A 19688-nucleotide genomic window follows, 5' to 3' on the forward strand; every position below is an offset into this window, starting at 1 on the left:
GCCCGACTGCGCTCAGGTCGACTCGGCGTCGAACGGCGGCACCGTCCCCGGCGGGAGGCTCGCCCGCTGCGTCAACGCCGACGGGGTCACCGGCTTGATCGCGGACGGCGCGGGCGCATCGTCCAGCAACGCCTCGCGGATGATGCGGCGCGGGTCGTACTGACGCGGGTCGAGCTTCTTCCAGTCGACGTCGTCGAACTCCGGCCCCATCTCCTCCTTCATGCGGTCCTTGGCGCCGTCGGCGAAGTCGCGCGCCGCGCGCACGAACTGCCGGAGCTTGCCCGCGTAGAGCGGAAGCCGTTCCGGCCCGATGAGGAACGCGGCGATCACAGCTACGATGAGGAGCTTCTCGAAGGTCAGGCCGAACACACATGAAGAGTATCGCGCGCGGCTGCACGAATGCTGGATCGGCTGGGCCTATTCTGGACCGAGGCCACCGACGGGAGACACGTGTCTGACAAGGACTCGAACTGGAGATTCGCCGACGACGTCATCGTCGAGAGCGAGGTGATCGCCCGAGCCCGGCAGCAATCCCTGGAGCTCGGCGTCGACCCGATCGCCCCCAGCACGGGCGCGCAGGCGGCGGTCGTGGTCGCCGCGACCAAGGCGGAGAACATCGTCGAGATCGGCACGGGCGTCGGCGTGTCGGGGCTCTGGCTGCTGCACGGCGGCCCCGAGGCCCAGCTCACCAGCATCGACGTCGAGGTGGACCACCAGCAGCACGCGCGCACCTTCTTCACCGAGGCGGGCGTCGCCTCCAACCGCGTGCGGCTCATCACCGGGCACGCCCTCGACGTGCTCCCCCGGATGAACGAGAACTCCTACGACATCGTCTTCGTCGACGCCGACCCGCAGTCGGTGATCGAGTACGTGGAGCACGGCCTCCGGCTGGTGCGTCCGGGCGGGACCGTACTGGTCGCCCGGGCGCTCTGGCGCGGCCGCGTCGCCGACCCCGCGGCGCGCGACCCGCTGTCGACCGGCTTCCGCACGCTCATCACCGAGACGGCGGCCTCCGGCGCGGTGATCAGCGCGCTCTCGCCTGCCGGCGACGGCCTGCTGCAGATCACCAAGCTGACGCCCTAGCACCATCCGGGAACGAGACGTCCCCGAGACGAGGAAGGGGCCCCGATCGCTCGGGGCCCCTTCTCGGGTATCTCGTTCAGTCGGGTACGTCGTCAGGACGCGCTCACAACGCTCGCGAGAGCGTCGTGAAGCTCCTTGGCCTCCGCATCGTTGACGGAGACGACCAGACGTCCCCCACCTTCGAGCGGTACCCGCACGATGATGAGCCGTCCCTCCTTCACAGCCTCCATCGGCCCGTCCCCGGTCCTCGGCTTCATGGCCGCCATGCAGCTCCCCTTTCGTGGATGTCGTGTCCATTATCCGTCATCCTCGGCTGACGGGGAAATCGCCGGTCTACCCCACGCGCAATGGGCCGCAGGCGACACGCCGTCGCGGCGCGGGTCACGGCGGCGACCAGTCGGCCCCGTCCACACCCCAGCAGATCGCGATCCAGCCGACCTGGAGCGCCACGAACAGCACGACCATCCCCACGCGGTACGCCCGGCCTCGCGGCATCGCGACCACGCCCAGCAGCGGAAACAGCGGCATCAGGAGCCGGAACGTGCTCGACTGCGGGAAGAACACCGCGAACAGGTAGAGCGAGTAGGCCGCGACCCAGAACCGGAGGTCGACGCCGAGTCGGCGCACCGCGGGCGCGAACAGCAGCACCGCGTAGACGGCGACGAGCAGCAGGAGTGCGATGACGCCGATCCAGCCGGGCACGCCGAGCATGACGCTCGCCCACCAGTTCGCGCCCTGGAACCACGGCGTGAACGGCACGAGGTGGGTGTAGCCGATGTACGGCGCGCGCCAGGCGAGCTCGGTGTCGGTGTAGGCGGTCCACGATCCGGTGGCGACCGCGGCGATCGCCGGCCAGGCGATACCTGCCACGGCGCTGAAGACGGCGAGCGATGCGCTCAGCACGCGCTCCCGCACGGGGAAGGGCTCGTCGCGTCTGCGCACCCAGCGGTGGACGACATGGAGGCCGACCGCCAGCGCGAAGGCCAGTCCGCTCGGGCGCGTGAACGCCATCGCGAGCACCACCGGGAACAGCCAGCCGTACCTCCGCTCGACCAGGAGCAGCAGCGCGGAGGCCAGGAGCAGCAGGTACAGCGACTCCGCGTAGGCGAGCTGGAACAGCGGCGACACCGGAGAGAAGCAGAACAGCACGACCGCGAACAGGCTCGTGGAGGCTCCGAGCCCGACGCGCAGCATCAGCCGGTAGAACACCAGCGCGGCGCCGGCGGCGCATGCCGCCGACACGAGCACCGCAGCCGGCGCCCACGGCAGCCGGGTCAGGAACATCACCGCGTCGACGACGCCCGGGTAGCCGGGCAGGAACGCCCACGCGTTCTCGGTCACATGGAGGCCGTCCGTCGACGGCAGCGACGCCGGGTAGCCGCTGACCGCGACGATGTTGTACCAGAGGCCGTCCCAGATCGTCGCGAAGGAGAAGTAATCCGGGTGCGGCCCCGTCCACGGGTTCTTGCCCTGGTTCGCGGCGAAGATGAGCAGGATGACCGTGGTGACGACCCGGCCGGCGAGGAAGACGCCGAGGACCCGCACCCACCACCGCGACCACCAGGGACCGCGCAGCGTCAGCGCAGGCGCGTCGGCCTCAGCGGGCGCCGGGACCGCTGAGCCAGGCACGGAGACCCGCCTCCACCGCGACGATCTGCTCCACGTCGACGCGCTCGTCGTCGGCGTGCGCCTTCAGGGGGTCGCCGGGACCGTAGTTGACCGCGGGGATGCCGAGCGCGCTGAATCGGGCGACGTCGGTCCAGCCGTACTTGGGCTTGGCGACGCCGCCGACCGCGGCGACGAACTCCTGCGCGAGCGGGGCGTCCAGGCCCGGGCGGGCGCCGTCGGCCCGGTCCACCACCGTGATCTCGTAGCCGTCGAACAGCTCGTGCATGTACGCGATGGCCTCCTCCGAGCTGCGCGAAGGGGCGAACCGATAGTTGACGTGCACCATCGCCTCGTCGGGGATGATGTTGCCCGCGACACCGCCGGAGACGCCGACCGCGTTCAGGCCCTCGCGGTACACGAGCCCGTCGACCTCCACCTCGCGGGCCGTGTAGCCGGCCAGCAGGTCGAGCACGGGCGCGATCTTGTGGATGGCGTTCTCGCCTACCCAGCCGCGGGCCGAGTGCGCGCGCAGACCGTAGGCCCGCACCTCGACGCGGAGGTTGCCGTTGCAGCCGCCCTCCACCACGCCGTTGCTCGGCTCGCCGAGGATCGCGAAGTCGCCGACGAACAAGTCGGGACGGTTGCGCGCGAGGCGGCCGAGGCCGTTCAGCTCGGCGTTGACCTCCTCGTGGTCGTACCACATCCACGTCACGTCGATCGCGGGATCGGTGAGCTCGGCGGCGAGCTTGAGCTGCACGGCGACGCCGGCCTTCATGTCGACCGTTCCACGGCCCCAGAGGTAGCGCACACCGCCGTCCTCCTCGAACCGGGTGGGGAGGTTGTCGTTCAGCGGCACGGTGTCGATGTGGCCCGCGATCAGCGCGCGGCGGTCGCGGCCGAGGTTCGTGCGGGCGACGACGGTGTCGCCGTCGCGGATGATCTCGAGGTGCGGCAGCGGCGAGAGGGTCTCGACGATCGCGTCCGCGAGCGTCTTCTCATTGCCGGACACCGACTCGATGTCGCAGATCTGCCGGGTGAGGTCGATGGACGTGGCGCTGAGGTCGAGAGGCACGCTACTAATCTAGGGGCATGCCTTCCGACTTTCCTGACGAGTCCGCCGCGTCCGCGAACGCCCGCTCCGCCTGGGGGTACGGGCTGGCCACGATCGCCGGCGACGGGACGGTGCTCGACACCTGGTTCCCCGAGCCGCGACTCGGCCGCATCCCCGCCGGCCGGGAGCGCTGGATCGCCCCGGCCGAGTTCGAGGAGCTGGCCGGCGAGGACCCGCGCCGCAACGTCCGCATCGACATCGTGACGGTGGAGATCGACTTCGACACCGCCCCGGCCTCCACGCCGGACGCATACCTGCGGCTGCACCTGCTGTCGCACCTGCTCGCGCGCCCCAACACCGTGAACCTCGACGGGATCTTCGCTCACCTGCCGATCGTCGCCTGGACCAACGCCGGGCCGATCCTCCCGGCCGACCTGGACCGGCTGCGGCCGAAGCTGCAGCGCGCCGGTATCCACGTGACGGGGATCGACAAGTTCCCGCGGCTGCTCGACTATGTGACGCCGGACCGCGTGCGCATCGCCGACGCCTCGCGCGTGCGGCTGGGCGCGCACCTCGCGCCCGGGACGACGGTGATGCACGAGGGCTTCGTCAACTTCAACGCGGGCACGCTCGGCTCCTCGATGGTGGAGGGCCGCATCGCGCAGGGCGTCGTGGTCGGCGACGGCTCGGACATCGGCGGGGGCGCCTCCATCATGGGCACGCTGTCCGGCGGGGGCACCCAGCGCGTCGCGATCGGCGAGCGCGCGCTGCTGGGAGCGAACTCGGGGATCGGCATCTCGATCGGCGACGACACGGTGGTCGAGGCGGGGCTGTACGTCACCGCCGGCACCAAAGTGGTCGTGGTCGACGGACCCGTCACCGCGGACGGCCGCCCGCAGACCGTCAAGGCCGTCGACCTCTCCGGCGTCCCCGGCCTGCTCTTCCGCCGCAACTCCCTCACCGGCGCCGTCGAGGTCCTCCGCCGCTCCGGCACCGGCGTCGAACTCAACGCCGCCCTCCACGCCTGACCCGTCGCCGAGGGGCACGTCAAGGCCCTCGAGGGGCGCCCCCGAGGGGGCGTTCACGTGCCCCTCGACGGTCAGACGAGGGTGAGGACGGAGGCCGGGTCGGCGAGGATGCGACCGATGTCGGCGAGGAAACGCGAGCCCTGTTCGCCGTCCACGATCCGGTGGTCGAACGTCAGCGCGAGCGTGAGCACGTCGCGCAGAGCGATGTCGCCGCGGTGCTCCCACGGCTGACGCCGCACCGCTCCGACGGCGAGGATCGCGGCCTCCCCCGGTGTCAGGATCGGGGTTCCCGCATCCACGCCGAACACGCCCACGTTGGTGATCGTGATCGTGCCGCCCGTCAGGGCGCTCGGCGGGGTCTTGCCCGACCGGGCGGTCACCGCGAGGTCGCGGATCGCGCCGGACAGCTCGGCCAGCGTGCGGCCGTCGGCGTCGCGGATCACCGGCACCAACAGTCCCCGGGGCGTCGCCGCGGCGATGCCGAGATTGATCGCGCGGGTCTGCACGATCTCCTGTGCGGCCTCGTCCCATCGGGAGTTCACCTCCGGCGTGCGCCGCGCCGCCAGACACAGCGCCTTCGCGACGACGGCGAGGAGGCCGGGACGGGCGTCGGCGAGGTCGGGCCGGGCGCGCAGGCGCTCGATCAGCTCGCTCGTCGGCGTGACATCCACCGTCAGGAAGACGGTCGCCTGCGGGGCGCCGAACGCGCTGCGCACCATCGCGTCGGCGGTCGCCTTGCGGACGCCCTTGATCGGGATGCGGAGCTCGCCCGCTGCGGCCTCGACCGGAGCGGCGGTCGCGGGCGCCGGCGCGGCGTAGGCGTCGAGGTCGGCGCGGGTCACCAGTCCGCGGTCGCCCGTGCCGGTGACGGCGGCGAGGTCGATGCCGCGCTCCCTCGCCAGCTTGCGGACCGGCGGGGTGGCGCGCGGGCGCTCCTGGACGGCGGTGTCGGCGGACGCCGCAGCCTGTGAAAGGGACGCGGACCCGGTCGGTGCCGGCGCGGCCGCTGCAGAGACGGCCGGCTGCGACGAGGCCGGTGCGGAGACAGCCGGCTGCGACGCGACCGGCTGAGCCGCTAGTCCCGGACGCGCCCGCCGCGCGGGCCGTCCCTTGGCATCCGGCCGTGCGCCGTAGCCCACGAGGACCGGCTCGCGCGTCTCCGCCGAGCCACCGTCCTCCGACGGCGCCCCAGCGGGCGCCTCCGGCTCGGCCCCGGCAGGCCCCGCCACCTCGAACGCGACCAGCGGCTCCCCCACCGCCACGGTCACCCCCGGCTCGACGTACAGCCGGGAGACCGTTCCCTCGTACGGCGCGGGCAGCTCGACGAGCGCCTTGGCGGTCTCCACCTCCGCGATGATCTGGTTCAGCCGCACCGTGTCGCCCACCGCGACGTGCCAGCTCACCAGCTCCGACTCGGTGAGGCCCTCACCCAGGTCCGGGAGGGCGAAATCCTTGACCGCCATCAGTCCTCCACTCCGCTCAGCGAGTTGGGGCGGTCCATGACGCGGTCGATGCCGTCGAGGATCCGGTCGAGGTCGGGCAGGTGGTGGGCTTCCAGCCGGGCCGGCGGGTACGGGATGTCGTGGCCGGTGATCCGCACCGGCGCGTGCTCCAAGTGGTAGAAGCAGCGCTCGGTGATCGACGCGGAGATCTCCGCACCGAGGCCACCCGACAGCGCGGCCTCGTGCGTGACGACCAGCCGGCCGGTCTTCCGCACCGACGCCGCGACCGTGTCGAGGTCCAGCGGGGACAGCGAGCGGAGGTCGACGACCTCCACCGAGATGCCCTCGTCCTCGGCCGCGAGGGCCGCGTCCGTCGCCATCTGCACCAGGCCGCCGTAGGTCACCAGCGTGACGTCGCCGCCCGAGGCGACCACGCGCGCAGTCCCCATCGGGCGGGCGTCCTGGAGCGCGGCATCCTCGTCCACCTCGCCCTTGGCGTGGTAGCGCCGCTTCGGCTCGAAGAACAGCACCGGGTCGTCGGAGGCGATCGCCTGCTGGATGAGCGTGTACGCGTCCTGCGGCGTCGAGGGGCTCACGACCCGCAGCCCCGCGGCGTGCGCGAAGTAGGCTTCCGGCGAGTCGGAGTGGTGCTCCGCCGCGCCGATTCCGCCCGCGAACGGCACGCGGATCGTGATCGGCATGCGCACGGCGCCCGCGGTGCGGTAGTGCATGCGCGCCACCTGGCTGACGATCTGGTCGAACGCCGGGTAGATGAAGCCGTCGAACTGGATCTCCACCACGGGCCGGAGTCCCCGGTACGCCATCCCGACGGCGGTGCCCAGGATGCCGGACTCGGCCAGCGGCGAGTCCATGACGCGGCGCGGGCCGAACTCGGTCTGAAGGCCGTCCGTCACGCGGAACACGCCGCCGAGTGTGCCGATGTCCTCGCCCATGAGGACGACCCGGTCGTCCTCGGCGAGCGAGCGGCGGAGGCCGGCGTTGATGGCCTTGGCCATGGTGAGCGCGGTCATCGGTCACCGCCCACGAACGTGCGCAGGTAGCGCGAGTAGTGGTCCCGCTCACGGGCGAGGCCGGTGTGCGGCTCGGCGTACACGTTGTCGAAGACCGACAGCGGATCCGGGTCCTGCAGCGCGACGACGCCCTGGCGCATCTCGGCTGCGACGCGGTCGGCGTGCTCCTGGATGGCGGTCAGGTGCTCCGGGGAGAGCAGGCCCTCGGATGCGAGGTAGGCCTCCACGCGGGCGATCGGGTCTTTGGCGCGCCACTCGTCCACCTCCGCCGGGTCGCGGTAGCGGCTCGGGTCGTCGGCGGTGGTGTGCGGCCCCATCCGGTAGGTGACGGCCTCGATGAAGGTCGGGCCGCCTCCGCTGCGCGCGCGGTCGAGGGCGGAACGGGTGACAGCCATGACCGCGAGGACATCGTTTCCGTCGACGCGCACGCTCGGCACGCCGAAACCGGGGCGCGCTCCGCGATCGGGCGCTGCGCTTGCAGGCCGACCGGCTCGGAGATCGCGTACTGGTTGTTCTGGCAGAAGAAGATGACGGGCGCGGCGTAGGTCGCGGCGAAGATCAGCGCCTCGTTGACGTCGCCCTCGGAGGTCGCGCCGTCGCCGAAGTAGGCGATGGAGGCCGCGTCGGTGCCGTCGGCCTGGATGCCGATCGCGTAGCCGGTGGCGTGCAGGGTCTGCGCGCCGATGATGACCTGCGGGGTCGCCATGTTGATGTCGTACGGGTTCCAGCCGGACTGCGTCGTGCCGCGCCACACGCGCAACAGGTCGACCAGTCCCGCGCCGCGGCAGTAGGCGACGCCGTGCTCGCGGTAGCTGGAGAAGACGAAGTCGTCGCGGCGCAGCGCGCGGCCCGAGCCGATCTGGGAGGCCTCCTGGCCGAGCAGCGGGGGCCACAGACCCAGCTCGCCCTGACGCTGAAGAGCCGTCGCCTCGGAGTCGATGCGGCGGATGACGACCATGTCCTCGTAGAGGCCGAGGAGCTGCTCGGAGCCGATGTCGGAGACCCAGGCGTCGAAGCGGACGTCGCTGGTGCGCACGCCCTCGGGAGTCAGCAGTCGGACGGTGTCGGCACCGGCCGGAAGGTGGACGTCGTCCAGTCGGGTGTCGGGCTGATTGTCGATCGTCACGGTTCACGCAACCTTCACTCTCGCGTCCGGCGGCCCGCTTGTGGCAGGCAGCACCGGCTTCCGGCCTCCTTGCCGGAATTACCCGAAAGGCTACGCTCCGCGATCAGCGCGCACAACCGACGGCGTGTCGACCGTGCAGAGTGCACTGTCACAGGTCGCGTCGAGGTGCTAGCTTTCACACTATGCGCACGTTCGACAGCACTGACAGACGCATCCTCGTCGCGCTCGCCGACGACCCCCGGTCGACCAACGTCTCCCTCGCCGACCGGCTCGGCCTCAGCCGCAACACGGTGCAGGCGCGCGTCGCCGAACTGGAGCGCAACGGGGCCTTCCTGTCGTTCGAGCGGCGCATCTCGGCGACCGCCGCCGGCTACCCGCTCGCGGCCTTCGTGACGGTGCACGTGCAGCAGCAGAAGCTCGCCGACATCGTCGAGCACCTGGCCGCCATCCCCGAGATCGTGCAGGCGCACGGCCTCTCCGGCCCGTCCGACCTGCTGCTGCGCGTCGTCTGCACCGACGCCGAGGACCTCTTCCGCATCACCGGCGCGATCCAGTCCACCGACGGCGTCGAACGCGCCGAGACCTCCCTCGACATGGGCGAGCTCATCCCTTACCGCCTCCGCCCTCTCCTCACCCGCACCCCCTAGCCCGCAGCAATCACTTCCTCACTTTCTCCCGCGACACGCCGCACCCGGGCGGGAGAAAGTGAGGACGAGATGGCTGCGGGTCGCTGGAACGGCGAAGGCCGCGCCGACATGAGTCGGCGCGGCCTTCGCTGTGGAACGGGAGCTCAGCTCTCGACGGTCTCCACGGGGGCCTCGGCGGGCTCCACGGGGGCCTCGGAGGCGGCTGCCTCGTCGGCGAGCACCGGGGCGAGCGACAGCTTGCCGCGGTCGTCGATCTTGGTGATCTCCACCAGGATCTTCTGGCCGACGCCGAGGACGTCCTCGACGTTCTCGACGCGCTTGCCACCGGCGAGCTTGCGCACCTCGGAGATGTGCAGCAGGCCGTCCTTGCCCGGGAGCAGCGAGATGAACGCGCCGAACGCGGCGATCTTGACGACGGTTCCGAGGAACTGCTCGCCGATCTCCGGGTTCGTCGGGTTCGCGATCGCGTTGACCTGGGCGCGGGCCGCCTCGGCCGACGGGCCGTCGACGGCGCCGATGTAGACGGTGCCGTCCTCCTCGATGGAGATGTCGGCGCCGGTCTCGTCCTGGATGGCGTTGATCGTCTTGCCCTTCGGGCCGATCAGCTCGCCGATCTTGTCGACCGGGATCTGGACCGAGATCACGCGCGGCGCGGTCGGGGCCATCTCGTCCGGGGAGTCGATCGCGGCGTTCAGCACGCTGAGGATGGTCGTGCGAGCGTCCTTGGCCTGCTTGAGCGCGCCGGCCAGCACCGACGACGGGATGCCGTCGAGCTTGGTGTCGAGCTGGATCGCGGTGACGAACTCGCTGGTGCCGGCGACCTTGAAGTCCATGTCGCCGAGCGCGTCCTCCGCGCCCAGGATGTCGGTGAGCGCCGCGTAGCGGGTCTGACCGTCGACGACGTCGGAGATCAGGCCCATGGCGATGCCGGCGACCGGGGCGCGCAGCGGCACACCGGCGTTCAGCAGCGACAGGGTGGAGGCGCAGACGGAGCCCATCGACGTCGAGCCGTTGGAGCTGAGCGCCTCGGACACCTGACGGATCGCGTAGGGGAACTCCTCGCGGGTCGGCAGCACCGGCACGAGCGCGCGCTCGGCCAGGAAGCCGTGCCCGATCTCGCGACGCTTCGGCGACCCGACGCGGCCGGTCTCACCGGTCGAGTACGGCGGGAAGTTGTAGTGGTGCAGGTAGCGCTTCTTGGTGACCGGCGACAGCGAGTCGATCTGCTGCTCCATCTTCAGCATGTTCAGCGTGGTGACGCCCAGGATCTGGGTCTCGCCGCGCTGGAAGATGGCCGAGCCGTGCACGCGCGGGATGACCTGCACCTCGGCGTCGAGCGGACGGATGTCGGTCAGGCCACGGCCGTCGATGCGGATGCCCTCGCGCAGCACGCGGCCGCGCATGACCACCTTGGACACCGACTTGTACGCCGCGGAGAACTGCGTGAGCACCTCCGCGTCGAGCGCACCGGCCTCCACCTTCTCGGTGAGGGCGACCTTGACGCGGTCCTTGAGGGCGTCGTCGGCGGTCTGGCGCTCGACCTTGTCGGCGATCTGGTAGACGTTCACGAGCTCGTCGTAGGCGAGGCCGGCGACGTTGTCGTAGGTCTCCTTCGAGTAGGGCAAGAACACCGGGTAGTCGGCGATCGCCTTCGCGGACTGCGAGGCGAGCACGGTCTGCGCGGCGACGAGCTGGCGGATGAACGGCTTGGCGGCCTCCAGACCCTGGGCGACGACCTCCTCGTTCGGCTTGACGGCGCCGGCCTGGATGAGGTTCCAGCTGCCCTCGGTGGCCTCCGCCTCGACCATCATGATCGCGACGTCGCCCTCGGAGCCGTCCTCGTTGGTGAGGACGCGGCCGGCGACGACGAGATCGAAGACGGCCTCCTCGAGCTGCGAGGCCTTCGGGAAGGCGATCCACTGGTCCTCGTGCTGGCCGTTGCCGGGGATGAGCGCGAGGCGCACACCGGCGATCGGGCCGGAGAACGGCAGACCGGAGATCTGGGTCGAGGCGCTGGCGGCGTTGATCGCCAGGGCGTCGTAGAACTCGTCCGGAGCGATGCTGAGGACGGTGATGACGATCTGGACCTCGTTGCGGAGGCCGTCGACGAACGACGGGCGCAGCGGGCGGTCGATCAGGCGGCAGACCAGGATCGCCTCGGTCGAGGGGCGGCCCTCACGACGGAAGAACGAGCCGGGGATCTTGCCGGCGGCGTACGAGCGCTCCTCGACGTCGACGGTCAGCGGGAAGAAGTCGAAGTTGTCCTTCGGGTGCTTGCTGGCGCTCGTCGCGCTCAGCAGCATGGTGTCCTCGTCGAGGTAGGCGGCGACGGCGCCCTGCGCCTGCTGGGCGAGGCGTCCGGTCTCGAACCGGACGGTGCGGGTGCCGAAGCGTCCATTGTCGAGGACTGCTTCGGCGAACTTGATTTCGGGACCTTCCAAGAGGTCTTTCTCCTTTGTTTAACGTCGCAGCCCCGTCTGGGCGCGACTCCACAAGGCCCGACTCGGCGAATTGCGCGGTCGGGCTGGGAGCGAGCAGGCAGTTCGACACGGCTTTCGTGTACGCGGCATCCCATGCGGGTGCGTGGGCTGAGCCCGTCTGGCCATCAGTAGAAATACACGGTTGCGCTGTGCGCGGCGCATCCGGATACCACCACCGAGGACCAGCTCCTGCCAGCCTGCTCCGGTGGCCGGCGCTCGGCCGACCAGGAGAATCCTATCAGTCGTGGTGCTCGGGAGGCCGGAATTCCGGTATCAGAGCGCCAGAGTGGCCCGCGCGGCCTCCGCCAGCGCCGCGCCGTACGACGCCCCGTGCCCGGCAGCGTGCACCGCGAGCGGGTGGAGCTGGTGCACCGGGACGCGCTCCCGCCAGCCGGCGCGCAGTGGCCGCGCGGCGTCGTAGCCGGCGAGGATGTCGTCCAGGTGCGGTGCGCCGAACAGCGCGAGCATGGCCAGATCGGTCTCCCGGTGGCCGCCGTGCGCGGCCGGGTCGATGAGGACCGCGCCGGCCGGCGCCCACAGCACGTTGCCGGTCCAGAGGTCGCCGTGCAGCCGGGCGGGAGGCTCGTCGTCGTCGAAGACGCCGGCCGCCACGCGGGCGAGGGCGGCGTCCACGACCTCCCGCTGCTGCGCGGTCAGGTTGCCGGCCTGCACTGCCGGGTCCAGGTAGGGCCGGACCCGGTCACGGGCGTAGAAGCGCCCCCAGGTCGACTCGCGGGCGACCGGGAGCGGGCGGCGGCCGATGAAGAGGGGACCGTCCCAGCCGTCGGGCGGCGCGCCGAAGGCGGCGGCGCCGGCGGCGTGCGTGGCGGCGAGGGCGGCGCCGAACGCGCGCGCGGCGTCGGCGGTCGGCCGGGTCTCCTGCACTTCCTCCAGCTCGATCCGGCCCGGGCCGACGTCTGTTATCCGCACGACGCGGGCGCCGCCGTCGCGCTCGGCGTCGCTCAGCCAGCGCAGGCCCGCGGCCTCCGCCTCGAAGAACAGGGCGGGCGCCTCGGGGCGTTCCTTCACGATGGTGCGCACGTGACCCACCGTACTCAGCGACGGACCAGGAGATGCGCCCCCACCGCCGCCACCGCGATCCCGACCAGCGTCCCGAGCGTCTTGGCGAGCAGGTCCCGCGGATCGCTCACCCGCGCCGGCAGGAAGAGCTGCACGAACTCGATGGTCAGCGTCGCCGCCGCGCCGATCGCGAACGCCAGCCACCACCGCCACCGGCCGAGCAGCAGTGCGAACAGGAGGCCCATCGGCACGAACAACAGGATGTTGGCCGTGAACTCCACCACGTCGTAGTCGATCCAGGCCAGCAGCGGCGTCTGCGCGCACGCCGCGAGCAGCCCCTCCAGGAGCGGGTCGCGGTGCGGGTCCGCCGGGAACGGGTTCAGCGTGATCCACGCCACCAGCAGCAGGTAGGCGACGGTGACGACGAGGAGGACGCGGCGGAGCATCCTCCTATGCTTGCGCACATGAGCATCGCCTTCCGCATCCCGATGTCCGGTCGGTCGACCGACGAGGAGCATCGCGTCTCCAGCCCGCTGGAGCTGCTCTTCGATCTGACGTTCGTCGTCGCGGTCGCCCAGGTGTCGGCGCAGCTCGCGCACGCGAGCGAGCAGGGCCACGCGCTGTCGAGCCTCGGCCCGTACCTGATGGTGTTCTTCGCGATCTGGTGGGCGTGGATGAACTTCACCTGGTTCGCGTCGGCGTACGACACCGACGATGTGCCGTACCGGCTGATGACGGCGGTCCAGATGGGCGGCGTGCTGGTGCTGGCGGCGGGAGTGCCGGCCGCGTTCGAGCTCCAGGAATTCACCGCCATCATCATCGGCTACGTCATCATGCGGCTGGCGATGGTCGGCCAGTGGGTGCGCGCCGCGGTGGAGCATCCCGACGGTCGCACGACGGCGCGGCGCTACGCGATCGGGATCGCGGCGGTGCAGGTGCTCTGGGTGGCGTGGGGGTTCCTGCCGGTCGAGCTGAAGCTGTGGACGTTCCTGCTCGCGGCCCTGCTGGAGCTGCTGGTGCCGGTGTGGGCGGAGCGGCCCGGGATGACCTCCTGGCACCCGCACCACATCGCGGAGCGGTACGGGCTGTTCACGATCATCGTGCTCGGCGAGTCGGTGTCGGCCTCCGCCATCGGGGTGCAGAGCGGGCTGGCGGCACACGGTGTCTCCCCCGCACTGGTCGTCATCGCGGCGGCCGGGCTGGTGCTGCTGTTCGCGCTGTGGTGGCTGTACTTCCTGGAGCCGGCGGCCGAAGGCCTGCAGTCCAAGCGTGGGAGGTCCTTCTACTGGGGGTACGGACACTACTTCGTGTTCGCGTCGCTGGCCGCGCTCGGGGCGGGCCTGGAGGTCGCGGTGCAGCGCGGGGCGGCGCACGCGACCGTGTCGGACACGGCCGTCGAGTACGCGATCGCGATCCCGGTGGCGGTGTTCCTCCTGCTGCTCTACGTGCTGCACGCGCCGCTGGTGCCGGAGGTCGTCATCCGTCCGCTGAAGACGGCGATCGCGATCCTGCTGGTGCTGCTCGCGCCGCTGGCGTCGCCGTGGATCGGGCTCGCGGGAGTGGTGATCGTCGTCGCGCTGGCGGCGGCCGGGCTGGTCGCCGCAACCCTCATCGACCGCGTGGTGGCGGCGCGCCGCGCCGACACCGATTAGCGATTCGTGCCGAATGTCGCGTTTCGCGAGCCCTTTCACGACATTCGTGCCGAATGCGGTCGGGATCGCATGGCGCCATTCGTGACGAATGTGCCGGTCCCGCGAACGCGGAACGGGCCGCCACCCGGAGGTGACGGCCCGTTCGCAAGAAGATCGCGTTGTCGATCGACGACCGACCTGCGTGCGACCTGAGGTTATCGACGCAGACCGAGGCGCTCGATGAGGGCGCGGTAGCGGTTGATGTCGATGTCCGACAGGTAGCCGAGCAGGCGGCGACGCTGACCGACCAGGAGGAGCAGGCCACGACGCGAGTGGTGGTCGTGCTTGTGCTCCTTGAGGTGCTCGGTGAGGTCCTTGATCCGCTTGGTCAGGATGGCGACCTGAACCTCGGGGGATCCGGTGTCACCGGGGTGGGTCGCGTACTCGTCGATGATCGCCTTCTTGGTCTCTGCATCCAGTGCCATAGAGGGGATCCCCTTTCTCTCGTTGCGCGGTGCCCGGGGCCGAATGCCTGGGCTCTCTTTCTCCGCGGCCGTTCAGACGGCAACCTGAAGAGTTTAGCAGACCGGGATGCGCCCGCCGTCCGCGCGAGGGGCCCCTCCGAGCCTCACCGCGCCTCCGGCTCGAGGAGCCCGAAACCCGCGCCCAGCGCGTCGGTGACGATCGCCCAGCGGCCGACGCCCGCGGCGGCGACAGGCGCCTCCAGCACGCTACCGCCGAGCTCGGTCAGCCGCAGCACGGCGGCGTCGAGGTCGGCGACGCCGAAGTAGACCAGCCAGTGCGCCGGCACGCCCCGCGCCGCGGTCGTCGCGCCCGCGACGTTCGCCGGACCGACGTCGAGGAGGCCGTACGGCTCGTCGTTGACCCGCATCTCGCTCACCGCGACGCCGAGCACGGCCTCGTAGAAGGGGAAGGTCTGCTCGTAGTCGGGCGCGGCGAGCTCCAGCCAGTCGACGGCGCCCGGCTCGTCGCGCAGCCACGGGGAGTCCTGGTCGCGCTGCCAGAGGCCGAGCACGGCTCCGGCGGGGTCGGCGACGACGGCGAGCCGGATGCCGGGCATGACCTCGCCCGGAGGGAGGAGGACCGCTCCCCCGGCCTCCGTGGCCGCGGCGGCGGACGCGTCGATGTCGGCGACCGCGAAGTACACGGTCCACACGGGGCGCTCCATCCCGGGCGGGAACGGCCCGATCGCGGCCGCGGGCGTGCCACCCAGCGAGGCGATCGCGTAGCCGCCGCTCGCCGGGTCCGCCTCCGTCACGTCCCAGCCGAACAGCGACCGGTAGAACGAGGAGGCAGCGGCCGGGTCGGAGGTCTGGAGGTCGACCCAGACGGGGGTGCCGGGAGGGAAATCGGTGACGATCGGCATGGCGCACAGGCTACTCGCGGCGCAGGTCAGCCGGGCAGCCCCCGCAGCACCTCGTCCAGCGCCTCGACCGCGACCGCTGCAGGGTCGTCGCCGTCGCCGCGCGTCGCCCACCAGAGAAGCGCCGAGAAGTTCGCCGAGCTGATCGCGTCGGCGAGCACCTGCGCGCGCAGGGCCTCGGGCGGGATCCCGAGCCGGCGTGCGATGAACTCCGCCAGGATGTCGCGGTTCGCGCCGAGCCGGGTCAGCCCGAACCCGATCAGCGCCGGGTCGGAGGCCATCAGCCGGAGGCGGAACCGGGTCGCCTCGATCCCCTCCGGGCCGAGGTCGAGCGACTCGGTGATGGCGCGGGCGATCACGTCGCGCAGGCGCTCGTCCGCCGGCGCCGCGTCCAGGACCTCGTGCATTCGCCGGACCACCGGCTCCAAGCCTCCCCAGACCAGGTCGGGCTTCGACGGGAAGTAGCGGAAGAGCGTCCGGCGCCCGACGCCGGCCAGCGCGGCGATCTCGTCCATCGTGGTCGTCTCGTAGCCGTGCGCGGCGAAGTGCCGGAGTGCCACCAGCGCGACTCGGTCGGGGTCCACGTCGGCGGGCCGGCCGCGGCGGCGCGGGGCGGATTCGGCTGCGGGCGAACTCATGGTCTCCATTATGGCACTCGGTGTTATAAATAGACCGACGCCCGATCGAGCGCCGACGATGTCATCGACTCAAGGAGTACAGCAGCATGAACAGCAACGGAACCGGGCGCTTCGCCGGAAAGACCGCCATCGTGACCGGGGCCGGCTCCGGCATCGGCAAGGCGACCGCTCTCCGCCTCGCGTCCGAGGGGGCACGCGTGGTCGGCAGCGACATCTCCGCCGACCGGCTGGCGGCGCTGGTGGAGGAGAACCCGGAGCTGGACATCGTCACCGTCGCGGGCGACGTCTCCAGCGAGGAGACCATCGCCGCGGTGCTGGAGGCCGCGGGCGGACAGGTCGACGCGCTCGCCAACATCGCCGGCATCATGGACGGCTTCCTCCCGGCCGCCGAGGTCGACGACGCGACCTGGGACCGCGTCTTCCTCGTCAACGTCACGGCGATCATGCGCCTCTCGCGCGCGGTCCTCCCCCTCATGGTGGCGGCCGGCAGCGGCTCGATCGTGAACGTGTCCTCCGAGGCGGGCCTCCGTGGTTCGGCTGCGGGTGCGGCCTACACGGCCTCCAAGCACGCGGTCGTCGGCCTCACGAAGAGCACGAGCGTCTTCTATGCGCCGAACGGCGTCCGCACCAACGCGGTCGCGCCCGGCGGCGTCATCACGAACGTGGACGGCACCTTCAAGTCCGAGCTGGCCGGCGAGCGTCTCGGCCCGATCATGCAGACGAACGTCCCGCCGGTGGCCCACCCCGAGCAGCTCGCGGCCGCGATCACGTGGCTGTTGAGCGACGACTCCGCCAACATCTCCGGAGTCGTGCTGGCCTCCGACGGCGGCTGGTCGGCGATCTGACGCGCGTCGCGTGCCGGCCGGGGCGGCCGGACAGCCCGGACAGGGCAGCCGGCCGCCTCGGCGGATGCGCCGTCGGCTATCCCGCGTGCACGCGCCCGACCACCTCCGCGAGCAGGCGCACCCCGTCCGGGATGTCCCCCGCCGCGATCGCGCCGAAGCCGAGCAGCAGGCCCTCCCACCCGTCGCGCACCGCGAACCGCGGCAGCGGCTGCACCGCGATCCCCGCGACCGCCGCGGCGTCACTGACCCGAGCCGAGTCGAACGACGCCCCGTCCGCCGGCCGCAGCGCCAGGTGCAGCCCCGCCGCCGACGGCACGACCGCGAGCCGCCCCGCCAGCAGCCGGCCGGCCTCCAGCCCGAGAATCGCGTGGCGCTCCTCGTACACGCGCCGCGCCCGGCGCACGTGCGCCGCGAACGCCCCGGAGTCGAGCAGGCTCGCCATCGCCGCCTGCGTCACGACATCGTTGTGCCAGTCGGTCAGCCGTTTGGCGCTGCGCAGCGCGGGGACGAGCGTCTGCGGCGCCACGACGAACCCGAGCCGGAGGCCCGGGAGCATCGTCTTGGAGAACGTGCCGACGTAGACCACGCGGCCATCGGCGTCCAGACGCTGCAGTGGATCGAGTGACCGCGCCCCGAAGCGGTACTCGCTGTCGTAGTCGTCCTCCACCACCACCGCGTCGTGACGCGCCGCCCACTCCAGCAGTTCGGTGCGCCTCTCCAGCGGGAGCACACCGCCGAGCGGGAACTGGTGGGACGGCGTCACGTAGACCAGCCGGGCCGGCGGCAGCAGGTCGACGCGGAGGCCGTGGTCGTCCACCGGCACCGGCACGACGCGCGCGCCGAGCTGCTCGAAAAGCTGGCGGACCGGAGGATAGCCCGGGTCCTCCACCGCGACGGTGTCGCCGGGGCTCAGCAGAGTGCGCCCCAGGAGGTCGAAGGCCTGCTGCGCGCCGCTGGTGACCACGACGTCGGCGGCGGCGGCCTCGACCGAGCGCGCGAGGCCGAGGTGCCGGGCGATCCCGGCGCGCAGCCGCTCCGGACCGGCCGGGTCGGCGTAGTGGGCCGTCCGCAGCGCCGGACCGCGCAGGGCGGCCGTGACGCTGCGCCGCCACACGTCGGCCGGGAACAGCGTCGGGTCGGGCGACCCCACGCCGAAGTCGTACGCGATCGGATGCGGCTCCGCCCAGAGCGGATCGGCCAGGTCGCGCCACAGCGGCGCCGGTTGCGCGGCGGCCGGGCGACGCGCCGGTCGCTCGCCCGTCGCCGCGGGCAGCGCCACGAAGGTGCCGGAGCCGACGCGCGCGACGAGGTAGCCCTCCGCTGTCAGCCGCTCGTACGCAGTCGAGACGGTGCTGCGCGAGACGCCGAGGCTCGCCGCGAGCTCGCGCGTGGCGGGCAGCCGCTCGCCACGGCGCAGCCGGCCGTCGAGAACGGCGTCCCGCAACGCGCGGTAGACCCGCTCGGTGCGGTCGCCGCGCCCCTCGAACGACACGTGGATGTCCGTGACGACCTCCCGGATTGGTCTGCCGAATTTCTTGAGAATTGGATCTTACACCGAGCCAATACCACCCCTACGGTGAAGGCATGACAGACACCTCGATCATCGAAACCCTCGCCACCGCCGACCACCCCGCCCCCGTCGAACGCGTGCAGATCTCCGCCGCCGTCCCCGACGGCTACCGCAAGGTGATCAATCTCGACGGCTACGTCGGCCAGGCGGTGGAGGAACCGCTCGGCGATCTGATCAAGCTCCGCGCGTCCCAGATCAACGGCTGCACCTACTGCGTCGACATGCACTCGGTCGACCTGCAGGAGGGCGGCTACCCGCTCCGCAAGGTGTTCGCCGTCTCCGCCTGGCGCGAATCCCCGTGGTTCAGCCAGCGTGAGCGAACCGCGCTGGAGCTGACCGAGGCGGTCACCCTGATCCACCAGGGCGGGGTGAGCGAGGAGCTCTACGCGCGCTCCCTCGCCGAGTTCGGCGAGGTCGGCTTCGCGAACCTGATCCTCGCGATCGGCACGATCAACATCTGGAACCGGATCGCCATCCCCACCCACATGCGGCCGCCGGCTCTCTGAGCCCGGCGGACGCACGAAGGGCACGTGGCCCCCGGAGCGGCCACGTGCCCTTCGACACGACGAATGGAGGTCAGCTCACGCCGAGCAGGTCGATCACGAAGATCAGCGTCTTGCCCGAGAGCGGGTGACCGCCGCCAGCCGGGCCGTAGGCGAGCGCCGGCGGGACGGTCAGCTTGCGACGGCCGCCGACCTTCATGCCGGGGATGCCGTCCTGCCAGCCCTTGATCAGGTTGTTGAGCGGGAAGTCGATGGACTGCCCGCGGCTCCACGAGGAGTCGAACTCCTCGCCCGACTCGTACTCGACGCCCAGGTAGTGCACGTCGACCTTGGAGCCGGGAGTCGCCTCCGGGCCGGAGCCTTCGACGATGTCCACGATCTCGAGGGTCGTGGGGCCGGGCCCTCGGGGGCGTCGACTTCGGGCTTCTCATTGGTGTTCTCTGCCATGCACCCATCCAACCGGTGCGGGACCTCCACGTCAAAAGTCTTGCAATCCGGGCGAGCCTGGGGCAGGCTAGACGCATAACTCGACGTCCCGGGAGCGTTGCAGGCATCGCCGCACCACCGGGCGTCGAGTCTTTAAGCGGCTTGTTCAAGCGGC

The 19688-nt window shown here is 71.4% G+C and carries 19 protein-coding genes and 2 pseudogenes; 6 read left to right on the forward strand and 15 right to left on the reverse strand.

Annotation, left to right across the window (positions count from 1 at the left end; all coding sequences use genetic code 11):
- Positions 1 to 12: 12 nt before the first annotated feature.
- Positions 13 to 369 (reverse strand): Sec-independent protein translocase TatB, encoded by a 357-nt coding sequence (locus tag ACRAWC_RS04035; protein WP_431346603.1) that lies wholly within the window; start codon positions 367 to 369, stop codon positions 13 to 15.
- A gap of 81 nt (positions 370 to 450) precedes the next feature.
- Here ACRAWC_RS04035 and ACRAWC_RS04040 point away from each other — a divergent pair, with 81 nt between their 5' ends.
- On the forward strand, positions 451 to 1083 hold the full coding sequence (locus ACRAWC_RS04040) for an O-methyltransferase (RefSeq protein WP_431346604.1): 633 nt from the start codon (positions 451 to 453) through the stop codon (positions 1081 to 1083).
- 92 nt (positions 1084 to 1175) lie between these two features.
- Here the strand turns inward: ACRAWC_RS04040 and ACRAWC_RS04045 are convergent, their stop codons facing one another.
- From ACRAWC_RS04045 to dapE, 3 genes are all read right to left on the reverse strand, one after another.
- Complete coding sequence (locus tag ACRAWC_RS04045) at positions 1176 to 1349, reverse strand: DUF3117 domain-containing protein (RefSeq protein WP_021764147.1); 174 nt, start codon at positions 1347 to 1349, stop codon at positions 1176 to 1178.
- Positions 1350 to 1464: 115 nt separating this feature from the next.
- Complete coding sequence (locus tag ACRAWC_RS04050) at positions 1465 to 2712, reverse strand: hypothetical protein (protein ID WP_431346605.1); 1248 nt, start codon at positions 2710 to 2712, stop codon at positions 1465 to 1467.
- Positions 2681 to 3763 carry a succinyl-diaminopimelate desuccinylase gene (gene dapE / locus ACRAWC_RS04055; RefSeq protein ID WP_431346606.1) on the reverse strand — a complete coding sequence of 361 codons (1083 nt, stop codon included), beginning with the start codon at positions 3761 to 3763 and terminating at the stop codon, positions 2681 to 2683. The genes ACRAWC_RS04050 and dapE overlap by 32 nt, the downstream gene beginning before the upstream one ends.
- A 17-nt stretch (positions 3764 to 3780) precedes the next feature.
- Here dapE and dapD point away from each other — a divergent pair, with 17 nt between their 5' ends.
- A complete protein-coding gene (dapD, locus tag ACRAWC_RS04060; protein WP_431346607.1) occupies positions 3781 to 4770 on the forward strand; it encodes a 2,3,4,5-tetrahydropyridine-2,6-dicarboxylate N-succinyltransferase in 990 nt (329 codons plus the stop codon).
- 71 nt (positions 4771 to 4841) lie between these two features.
- Here dapD and ACRAWC_RS04065 read toward each other — a convergent pair whose 3' ends face one another.
- The 3 genes and pseudogenes from ACRAWC_RS04065 to pdhA form a co-directional block, all read right to left on the reverse strand.
- Complete coding sequence (locus ACRAWC_RS04065; protein ID WP_431346608.1) at positions 4842 to 6233, reverse strand: dihydrolipoamide acetyltransferase family protein; 1392 nt, start codon at positions 6231 to 6233, stop codon at positions 4842 to 4844.
- A complete protein-coding gene (locus ACRAWC_RS04070; protein ID WP_431346609.1) occupies positions 6233 to 7243 on the reverse strand; it encodes an alpha-ketoacid dehydrogenase subunit beta in 1011 nt (336 codons plus the stop codon). Before ACRAWC_RS04070 ends, ACRAWC_RS04065 begins: the two co-directional genes overlap by 1 nt.
- Positions 7240 to 8363 (reverse strand): annotated as a pseudogene (gene pdhA / locus ACRAWC_RS04075) (pyruvate dehydrogenase (acetyl-transferring) E1 component subunit alpha). The gene ACRAWC_RS04070 and the pseudogene pdhA overlap by 4 nt, the downstream one beginning before the upstream one ends.
- Before the next feature lie 188 nt (positions 8364 to 8551).
- Here pdhA and ACRAWC_RS04080 point away from each other — a divergent pair.
- Positions 8552 to 9016, forward strand: a complete 465-nt coding sequence (locus tag ACRAWC_RS04080; protein ID WP_431346610.1) for an Lrp/AsnC family transcriptional regulator — start codon at positions 8552 to 8554, stop codon at positions 9014 to 9016.
- 143 nt (positions 9017 to 9159) lie between these two features.
- Here the strand turns inward: ACRAWC_RS04080 and ACRAWC_RS04085 are convergent, their stop codons facing one another.
- The 3 genes from ACRAWC_RS04085 to ACRAWC_RS04095 form a co-directional block, all read right to left on the reverse strand.
- Positions 9160 to 11457 carry a polyribonucleotide nucleotidyltransferase gene (locus ACRAWC_RS04085; protein ID WP_431346611.1) on the reverse strand — a complete coding sequence of 766 codons (2298 nt, stop codon included), beginning with the start codon at positions 11455 to 11457 and terminating at the stop codon, positions 9160 to 9162.
- 312 nt (positions 11458 to 11769) lie between these two features.
- Positions 11770 to 12528, reverse strand: coding sequence for a fructosamine kinase family protein (locus ACRAWC_RS04090; RefSeq protein WP_431349356.1), 759 nt, complete (start codon positions 12526 to 12528; stop codon positions 11770 to 11772).
- 23 nt (positions 12529 to 12551) lie between these two features.
- Complete coding sequence (locus tag ACRAWC_RS04095; RefSeq protein ID WP_431346612.1) at positions 12552 to 12962, reverse strand: VanZ family protein; 411 nt, start codon at positions 12960 to 12962, stop codon at positions 12552 to 12554.
- Positions 12963 to 12980: 18 nt separating this feature from the next.
- Here ACRAWC_RS04095 and ACRAWC_RS04100 point away from each other — a divergent pair, with 18 nt between their 5' ends.
- On the forward strand, positions 12981 to 14168 hold the full coding sequence (locus tag ACRAWC_RS04100) for a low temperature requirement protein A (protein WP_431346613.1): 1188 nt from the start codon (positions 12981 to 12983) through the stop codon (positions 14166 to 14168).
- A 194-nt stretch (positions 14169 to 14362) separates the two neighbouring features.
- Here ACRAWC_RS04100 and rpsO read toward each other — a convergent pair whose 3' ends face one another.
- The 3 genes from rpsO to ACRAWC_RS04115 all read right to left on the reverse strand — a co-directional run bounded on the left by rpsO (position 14363) and on the right by ACRAWC_RS04115 (position 16169).
- Complete coding sequence (rpsO, locus tag ACRAWC_RS04105; RefSeq protein ID WP_055919394.1) at positions 14363 to 14632, reverse strand: 30S ribosomal protein S15; 270 nt, start codon at positions 14630 to 14632, stop codon at positions 14363 to 14365.
- Positions 14633 to 14775: 143 nt separating this feature from the next.
- Entirely contained in the window at positions 14776 to 15534 is a 759-nt protein-coding gene (locus ACRAWC_RS04110; protein WP_431346614.1) for a VOC family protein, read from the reverse strand.
- A 26-nt stretch (positions 15535 to 15560) separates the two neighbouring features.
- Positions 15561 to 16169, reverse strand: coding sequence for a TetR family transcriptional regulator (locus ACRAWC_RS04115; RefSeq protein ID WP_431346615.1), 609 nt, complete (start codon positions 16167 to 16169; stop codon positions 15561 to 15563).
- An 86-nt stretch (positions 16170 to 16255) separates the two neighbouring features.
- Here ACRAWC_RS04115 and ACRAWC_RS04120 point away from each other — a divergent pair, with 86 nt between their 5' ends.
- Positions 16256 to 17014: an SDR family NAD(P)-dependent oxidoreductase gene (locus ACRAWC_RS04120; RefSeq protein WP_431346616.1), complete on the forward strand. Its 759-nt coding sequence runs from the start codon at positions 16256 to 16258 to the stop codon at positions 17012 to 17014.
- A 76-nt stretch (positions 17015 to 17090) separates the two neighbouring features.
- On the opposite strand, the gene ACRAWC_RS04125 is transcribed toward ACRAWC_RS04120, so the two are convergent.
- Positions 17091 to 18506, reverse strand: a complete 1416-nt coding sequence (locus ACRAWC_RS04125; protein ID WP_431346617.1) for a PLP-dependent aminotransferase family protein — start codon at positions 18504 to 18506, stop codon at positions 17091 to 17093.
- 92 nt (positions 18507 to 18598) lie between these two features.
- Here ACRAWC_RS04125 and ACRAWC_RS04130 point away from each other — a divergent pair, with 92 nt between their 5' ends.
- Positions 18599 to 19090, forward strand: a complete 492-nt coding sequence (locus ACRAWC_RS04130; protein ID WP_431346618.1) for a carboxymuconolactone decarboxylase family protein — start codon at positions 18599 to 18601, stop codon at positions 19088 to 19090.
- A gap of 70 nt (positions 19091 to 19160) precedes the next feature.
- On the opposite strand, the pseudogene ACRAWC_RS04135 reads toward ACRAWC_RS04130, so the two are convergent.
- Positions 19161 to 19534: pseudogene (locus tag ACRAWC_RS04135) on the reverse strand (FKBP-type peptidyl-prolyl cis-trans isomerase).
- Positions 19535 to 19688 lie beyond the last annotated feature (154 nt).

It is taken from the genome of Leifsonia sp. L25, from assembly GCF_050632895.1.